5 protein-coding genes are annotated in these 6566 nt (G+C 63.8%); all 5 read left to right on the top strand.

Translation table 11 applies throughout. The features are described from left to right. Nucleotides 1-236 precede the first annotated feature (236 nt). The 5 genes from H6B51_RS15815 (at nt 237) to H6B51_RS15795 (ending at nt 6334) form a co-directional block, all read left to right on the top strand. Nucleotides 237-2321, top strand: coding sequence for an ATP-dependent helicase (locus H6B51_RS15815; protein ID WP_204884579.1), 2085 nt, complete (start codon nt 237-239; stop codon nt 2319-2321). An 80-nt stretch (nt 2322-2401) separates the two neighbouring features. Next, complete coding sequence (spoIVA, locus tag H6B51_RS15810) at nt 2402-3880, top strand: stage IV sporulation protein A (RefSeq protein ID WP_204884578.1); 1479 nt, start codon at nt 2402-2404, stop codon at nt 3878-3880. Nucleotides 3881-4049: 169 nt separating this feature from the next. Then, a complete protein-coding gene (locus tag H6B51_RS15805; RefSeq protein ID WP_204884577.1) occupies nt 4050-4223 on the top strand; it encodes a hypothetical protein in 174 nt (57 codons plus the stop codon). 40 nt (nt 4224-4263) lie between these two features. Further along, nucleotides 4264-5592, top strand: coding sequence for a MurT ligase domain-containing protein (locus H6B51_RS15800; RefSeq protein ID WP_204884576.1), 1329 nt, complete (start codon nt 4264-4266; stop codon nt 5590-5592). Nucleotides 5593-5605: 13 nt separating this feature from the next. Next, on the top strand, nt 5606-6334 hold the full coding sequence (locus H6B51_RS15795; RefSeq protein ID WP_204884575.1) for a hypothetical protein: 729 nt from the start codon (nt 5606-5608) through the stop codon (nt 6332-6334). Nucleotides 6335-6566 lie beyond the last annotated feature (232 nt).

Genomic DNA, 6566 nt, shown 5'->3' with positions numbered 1-6566 from the left:
ACCCAGATCTACACCCAGCTGGTGAACCAGAAGCTGAAGGACGTGTACATCAAGGCCCATCCCAGGGCGTAAAGTTCAGAGCGGAGCTTTTTAAGGGCGCGGTTGATAGGGGCCGCCGTGCCCTTGGATGGCGATGACAAATACAGGGCTGTCGCATATGCGGCAGCCCTGTTTCTCTGGCGTTTTTTCGGGAACTGTGGTATCCTTGTTCTATTGTTGTTCGTATGGGAGGGCCTATGGACTTCACCCGGTTCAAAACCACATATCACATCCGCCTGGACCCCCAGCAGGAGGAGGCGGTCCAGGCGGTGGAGGGACAGGTGCTGCTGCTGGCGGTGCCGGGCAGCGGCAAGACCACGGTGCTGGTGACCCGGCTGGGATATATGCTCCACGGGGTGGGCATCCCCCCGGAGCACATCCTCACCATGACCTACACCGTCTCCGCCGCCCGGGACATGAAGGCCCGGTACGCCGCCCTTTTCGGCGGGGAGGAGAAGCTGGCCTTCCACACCATCAACGCCGTGTGCGCCCGGATCATCCGCTACTATGAGCGGGTCTTTGACCGCTCGGCCTTCCGGCTGCTGGAGGACGGAGGCGGGAAAAACGCCCTGCTGGGGGAGCTGTACAAGGCCCAGACCGGGGAATTTGCCACCGAGGGCATTTTGAAAAACCTCCAGAGCGCCATCACCTACGCCAAAAACCAGATGCTGACAGGGGAAAACCTGGAGGGCATGGAGGTGGAGGGGATGGAGTTTGCCCCCTTCTTCCAGGCCTACAACCAGGCCCTGCGGCAGCGGCGGCAGATGGACTTTGACGACCAGATGGTGTACGCCCTCCAGATCCTTCGTAAATACCCCCAGGTGCTGGCGGCCATCCGCAAGCGATACCGGTACTTCTGCGTGGACGAGGCTCAGGATACCTCCAGGATCCAGCACACCATCATCCGCCTGCTGGCGGGGGAGGGGGGCAACCTGTTTATGGTAGGGGATGAGGACCAGAGCATCTACGGCTTCCGGGCGGCCTGCCCCCAGGCCCTGACGGAATTTGACCGGGTCTACCCCAACGCCAGAGTGCTCTTTCTGGAGCGCAACTACCGCTCCACCCGGCCCATTGTGGAGGCCGCCGCCCAGTTCATTCAGAAGAACCGGGACCGCCGGCCCAAGCGGATGGTGGCCACCCAGGGGGACGGCCCCGCCGTCCGGGAGATTCCGGTGTACGACCGGCAGAGCCAGTATCATTACCTGTGCAAGGCGGCGGCGGACTGCTCGGTGGAGACCGCCGTGCTCTACCGGGACAACGACAGCGCCCTGCCCCTCATCGACCTGCTGGACCGGGAGGGCATTCCCTACCGGTGCCGCCAGATGGACGGCAGCTTTTTCACCAGCCGGGTGGTGCGGGATCTCACCGACCTGATCCGCCTGGCCCAGGACCCCAACGACGGAGAGCGGTTCCTCTCCCTGTACTACAAGCTGGGGGCGGGGATCAGCAAGGCCATGGCCCAGGAGGCCGTCCGGCTGGCGGAGGGACGGGGCCTCACCCCTCTGGAGTACCTGATCTCCAGCCCCAAAACCTCCCCCTGGACCAAACGCCAGTGCAAAGCCCTCCAGACCCATCTGCGGGGTCTGCTCACCGACCCGGGGGACAAGGCGGTGTACCGGATGGTCCACTTCATGGGCTACGGGGACTACCTTCAGGAGCGGGGGGGCGACCTCCACAAGGCGGAGATTTTGGAGGCCCTGGGGGCGGCCCAGCCCGGCCCGGCGGCCCTGCTGGCCCGGCTGGAGGCGCTGGAGCAGGTGGCCAGGCAAGGCTCCGGGGCGGCGGACTGCCCCTTCATCCTGTCCACCATCCACTCCAGCAAGGGCCTGGAGTACCAGCGGGTGCTGCTGCTGGACGTGGCCGACGGCATTTTCCCCCGCTCGGTGCCAGGCGGCAACGCAGGGGAGGAGGAGCGGGAGCTCTACGAGGAGGAGCGGCGGCTCTTTTACGTGGGCATGACCCGGGCCAAAGGGTCTTTGGGGGTGTTCACCTTCCGAAAGGGGGGATTTTTCTCTACCTTTGCCCGGGAGCTCTTCCCCCAAAAGGCTCCGGAGGGAAAAAAGGTCCGTCCCGCCCGGCCCCTCTCCCGGCCCGGCCGGGAAGAGGTGGAGACCAGGCAGGCGGGCTACACCCCAGGCGTCCGGCTGGTCCACAAGGCCTTCGGCCCCGGGGTGGTCACCGCCCGGACGGGGGACATCGCCACCATCGCCTTTGACAGCGGGGCGGACAAGCGTCTCTCCCTGTCCACCGCCCTGCGCATGGGCCAGCTGGCCCTGGAATGAGGACGCATATTCCACAGCTTATCCCCATAGGTATGTAAGGAAAACGCCGGCGTGATGCCGCGCCTAAGGAGGAATTGCCAGTGGAAGAACGCAAGCTCTATGAGGATATCGCCCTGCGGACCGAGGGGGATATCTATATCGGCGTGGTGGGGCCGGTGCGGACTGGAAAATCCACGTTCATCAAGCGGTTCATGGAGACCCTGGTCATCCCGGGCATCGAGAACGTGTACCGCCGGGAGCGGGCCCGGGACGAGCTGCCCCAAAGCGGCTCGGGCCGTACCATCATGACCGCCGAGCCTAAATTCGTCCCAGAAGAGGCGGTGGAGGTGGTGATGGACAGCGGGGCCACCTTTTCGGTGCGGCTCATCGACTGCGTGGGCTACCTGGTGCCCGGAGCGGTGGGCTCCCTGGAGGACGATTCCCCCCGGATGGTCACCACCCCCTGGTTCCCCGAGCCCATCCCCATGACCGAGGCCGCCGAGATCGGCACCCGGAAGGTCATCGCCGAGCACTCCACCATCGGCATCGTGGTCACCACCGACGGCACCATCACCGATATCCAGCGGGAGGACTATCTGGAGGCGGAGGAGCGGGTCATCACCGAGCTGAAGGAGCTGGGCAAGCCCTTCCTGGTGGTGCTCAACTCGGCACAGCCCCAGTCCGACCGGGCCCAGGCCATAAGGGCGGACATCGCCGGCCGGTATGACGTGAGCTGCGTGTGCGTCAACTGCCTGGAGCTGGAGGAGGGGGCGGTAACAGACATCATCAAGGGGGTGCTGTACGAGTTCCCGGTGAAGGAGCTGGACCTGTTCCTGCCCCCCTGGGTGGACGCCCTGCCCTGGGACCACCCCATCAAGCACGGGCTGTACGCCGCCATCCGGGAGGGGGCCAAGGACATGCGCCGCATCCGGGACGTGGAGGGGGCGGTGGCCGCCATCGGGGCCTGCGACACGGTGAGCGACGCCAGGATCACCGCCATGAATCTGGGCGTGGGTCTGGCCGCCGCCCAGCTGGACCTGCCCCGGAGCCTGTTCTACGACACGCTCTCCCAGCAGTCCGGCTTTACCATCCACGACGACGGAGACCTGCTGGAGCTCCTCAGCCGCCTGTCCCTGGTGAAGGCGGAGTATGACAAGGTGGCCGGGGCTCTGGAGGAGGTGCGGAACACCGGCTACGGCATCGTGGTGCCCGGCACCGACGAACTGGTGCTGGAGGAGCCGGAGATCGTCCGGCAGGGGGGACGCTACGGGGTACGGCTCAAGGCCTCCGCCCCCTCCATCCATATGATAAGGGCCGACATTGAGACCGAGGTATCCCCCATCGTGGGCAACGAGAAGCAGAGCGAGGAGATGGTAAACTTCCTGCTCCAGGAGTTTGAGGGGGACACCAAGGCCATCTGGCAGTCCAACATCTTCGGGAAATCCTTCCACGAGCTGGTCAGCGAGGATCTCAACGGCAAGCTGAAGCGGATGCCGGAGGACGCTCGCTCAAAGCTCCAGGAGACCCTTCAGCGCATCATCAACGAGGGCTCCGGGGGGCTCATCTGCATCATTCTGTAAAGCGGCCGGCGCCGGGCGGGGGGACTCCTGTCCGGCGCCGGTTTTTGTCCCATTGACTTTCCCGGCGGGGGGTGGGTATAATAATGTCTGCTGAATCAACCGAACATCGGTTGATTCACGCGGCGGCAGCCGCGCAATTCCATAAAAACGGCTCAAAGGAGCCGTTTTTATGGAATTCAGCCATTGTTACAATGCGTATTTCCACTGGCGCGTTTCAACGCACCAGTGGAAGGTGCAAGGTTTTTGGACAAAATTGTCCGAAAGCCTTGCACCTGAACAAAGCCATTTAGCCTTGAAAGCCCTGGCTTTCAAGGCTTGCGGCTTTGTTCAGTACGCATTATAATATGGAATGCTATGCGGAAAACATAAAGGAGTGACATTCCATGAAACTGGCCCTGGCCATATTGCTGTGCAAGGCCATTCGGTTTGTGGGCAAGCTGGTGGGGAAGGGGAGCAGCCTCCCCGGCCAGATCGCCCTGAAATTCTGTCCCGACGCCCTGGGCCGGGTAAAGCTGCCCCCCTATGTGGTGGCGGTCACCGGCTCCAACGGCAAGACCTCCACGGTGGAGATGATCGCCGCCGTCCTCCGCTCCGCCGGCAAGGACGTGGTGTACAACGCCGAGGGCTCCAACCAGATCGAGGGAGTGACCACACTCATCCTCACCCACTGCACCCTGGGGGGGAGGATGCGCGGGGACGTGCTGCTGCTGGAGAGCGACGAGCGGTACGCCCGGTACAGCTTCAAGTGGTTCCACCCCACCCACTTCGTCATCACCAACCTGTACCGGGATCAGCTCACCCGGAACGGTCATCCCGAGTGGGTGTACGACGCCATCCTGCCCGCCCTGCATCAGGACACTACCCTGGTGCTCAACGCCGACGATCCCCTGGTGTCCTGCTTTGCCCGTGGCCATGAGAAGGTACGTTGGTTCGGCCTGGAGGCCTGGGACGGGGCCACGGCGGAGCATCACGGGGTATATGACGACGGGGCCATCTGCCCGGTATGCAAGGAGAAGATGGAATACACCCTGTACCACTACAACCACATCGGCCACTACCGCTGCCCCAGCTGCGGTCACTGCCGCCACACCCCTGACTTTGCCGCCACCGGCCTGGACCTGAAGGAGGGGGTGCTGGAGCTGGATGGGGACACCAGGCTGGCCCTCTCCTTCCGCAGCATCTATAATGTATACAACATCCTGGCGGCCTGGTCCCTGTGCCGGCTGTGCGGGGTGGACAAGGCCGTGATCGCCCGGGTGCTGGGCAGCTATATCCTGAAAAACGGCCGGATGGTCACCTTCACCCTGGGGAAACACCACGGTACCCTCCTCACCAGCAAGCACGAAAATTCTGTGGCCTACGACACCAATCTCCGGTATATCCGGGACTGGGAGCAGCCCTGCACCGTGGTGGTGATGGTGGACGCCATCAGCCGGAAATACTTTACCGGCGAGACCAGCTGGCTGTGGGACATCGACTTCGACCTGCTGGACGCCCCCCACGTGGAGCGGGTGGTGCTGTGCGGCAAGTACGTCAACGACCTGGCCCTGCGGTTCGCCTTCTCCCGGATTTCCCGGGAAAAGATCGCCTGCTATCCGTCCATTCCCGACGCCATCCAGGCTCTGGAGCGAAACGGGGAGGAGGAGATCTTTGTGGTCACCTGCTTCTCCGACCGGGACAAGCTGTTGGACAAGGTCAAACGGGAAAACTGAGGAGGGCGAGTGTATGAAGCTGATCCATCTTTACCCCCAGGCCATGAGCCTGTATGGGGAATACGCCAACCTGGTCCTCCTGACCCGGCTGCTGGAGGAGCTGGGGGAGCCGGTGGAGCGCCGGACGGTGGAGCCGGGGGAGGCTCCCGACCTGGCCGGGGCCGATCTGGTCTATATGGGAGCGGGCACCGAGCGCACCCAGAAGGCCGCGCTTGCCTGGCTGGCCCCCCACCGGGAGGCCCTGGGCCAGGCGGCGGAGCATGGCCTGGTGCTCTTTACCGGCAACGCCATGGAGCTGCTGGGGGCCTCCATCACCGACCGGAACGGCACCCTGTTTCAGGGTTTGGGCTTTGGGGATTTCGCCACCGTGGAGACCGACAAGCGGGTGCCCCACGACGTGATCGCCCGGACCGGCTTGTTCGAGGCCCCGGTGGTGGGCTTTATGAACAAGTGCTCGGTGACCAGCGGGGTGGACAACCCCCTGTTCACCGCCCTGGACCTGGGCGCCGGCAACGAGAGGGACAAGGGCCCCGAGGGCTTTTACCATGGCAATGTGATCGGCACCCACATCACCGGGCCGGTGCTGGTGAAGAACCCCGCCTTCCTGACCTGGGTGGCGGACAAGCTGTACAAAAACCGGGGAGAGACCATGCCCCCCGTCCCCGCCGGCCTGGACTGGATGGACATGGCCCAGCGGGCCTATCAGGTGACGCTGGAGGAGCTGTCCGCCCTGCTGAGATAGAATATCGTAGGGGCGGCCTGTGGCAGCCCGCCCCACCGTTTCTCACACCGGCACCGCCGGGCGACCACAGGTCGCCCCTACGGACAGGGAGCCGGACCCATAACTCATATCTCCTAACTTCGCAAAAAGGGCCTGTTGCAAAATTGACAGTTTGCACAAACCTGTCATTGCGAGCCAGTGCGCACACTGGCGTGGCAATCCGTTTTCCCAGCAAAAGGAGACGGATTCCCAC

Origin of the sequence: Pseudoflavonifractor phocaeensis (genome assembly GCF_016901955.1) — a bacterium.
GTDB classification, from domain to species: Bacteria; Bacillota; Clostridia; order Oscillospirales; family Oscillospiraceae; genus Flavonifractor; species Flavonifractor phocaeensis_A.
Note: the sequence above shows the minus strand (reverse complement) of the source record. Positions and strands in the feature narration are given on the sequence as shown.